Origin of the sequence: Macrococcoides bohemicum, from assembly GCF_003259675.1 — a bacterium.
Classification (GTDB): Bacteria; Bacillota; Bacilli; order Staphylococcales; family Staphylococcaceae; genus Macrococcoides; species Macrococcoides bohemicum.
Window position 1 is genome coordinate 1 of the sequence record NZ_PZJG01000021.1, and the last position, 1,367, is coordinate 1,367.

At 30.9% G+C, this 1,367-nt stretch carries 1 protein-coding gene; it reads left to right on the forward strand.

Features of this window, described 5'->3' with window-relative positions; translation table 11 throughout:
- Nucleotides 1-80: 80 nt before the first annotated feature.
- Nucleotides 81-1,367: IS1182 family transposase (locus BHX94_RS12585; protein WP_111747121.1), on the forward strand; the 1,287-nt coding region annotated here is incomplete at its 3' end.

Sequence of the window (1,367 nt, forward strand, 5' to 3'; positions counted from 1 at the left end):
TATATCATTGAACGGTGGTGTTTTACTTGATTAAGAGAAGTAAGTCTGAAGATATTAATATCATTCGCAGTCAATTTGAAATGTATTCATTAGAAGACCTTGTACCAGAAAATCATCTTCTAAGAAAAGTTGATAAAGTATTCGATTTATCCTTTGTATATGATTTAGTAGAAGAAAAGTATTCTACAGATAATGGCCGTCCAAGTATTGATCCGGTTGTATTAATAAAAATTGTATTAATACAACACCTTTTTGGTATCAAATCAATGCGCCAGACAATTAAAGAGATTGAAACTAATTTTGCGTACAAATGGTATCTCGGTTTAGGCGTTAACGATAAAGTACCTCATTTTTCTACTTTCGGTAAGAACTATTCTAGACGATTTTATGATAATCAGATTTTCGAAGAAATCTTTTCTCGTATTCTCAAAATTGCTATAGATAATAACTTCGTAGATAATACTTCACTATTTATTGATTCAACGCATATTAAGGCCAATGCCAACAAGAAGAAATTTATTAAACAAGAAATACAGAAGACTGCTAAACATTATGAACAAGAGCTTATTGAAGATATCAATTCTATTAGAGAATCTGAAGGAAAAAAGCCTCTAGCTTCAAGAAAGGAGGAGAATCTTAAAGTAATAAAAATAAGTAATAATGATCCCGATGCTGGTTACTATGTTAAAAGTGAAAGAGAAAAACAATTTGCCTATAGTGCGCATACATGCTGCGATAAGTATGGTTATATCGTTGATTTTCATTTAACTCCTGGTAATGTTCATGATAGTACACAGTTAGTACCTATGATTGACAGGCTTGAAAGTAAAAAACTACTACCGAGATATGTTGCTGTGGATTCTGGATATAAAACACCTCATAATGCTAAGTATTTATTAGATAAAGAAATTCTACCAGCTATGCCATATAAACGTCCCATGGGTCCGAAGGACTTAATGAATAAAAATGAATTTATATATGACGAATACTATGATTGTTATATTTGCCCTAATAATCAAATGTTGAAATATCAAAGAACAGACAGCGATGGTTATCGTTTGTATATTTCTAATCCAAATAAATGTAAGGATTGTCCTTTACTTAATAAATGTACTAAGAGTAAAGAACAGAAAAAAATCGTTACAAGACATATATGGCAACAATATCTTGATATTGTTGATGACTTGAGATTCATAGATACTATAAAAGCTATATATAAATTGCGTAGTCAAACAATAGAAAGACGTTTTGCTGATGCTAAAGAACAGCATGGTTTGCGATGGACTAAGTACAAAGGAATTCAAAAAGTCACCATGGAGACCACGCTTATTTTCGCATGCATGAATTTAAAGAAATTAGCAAATTAT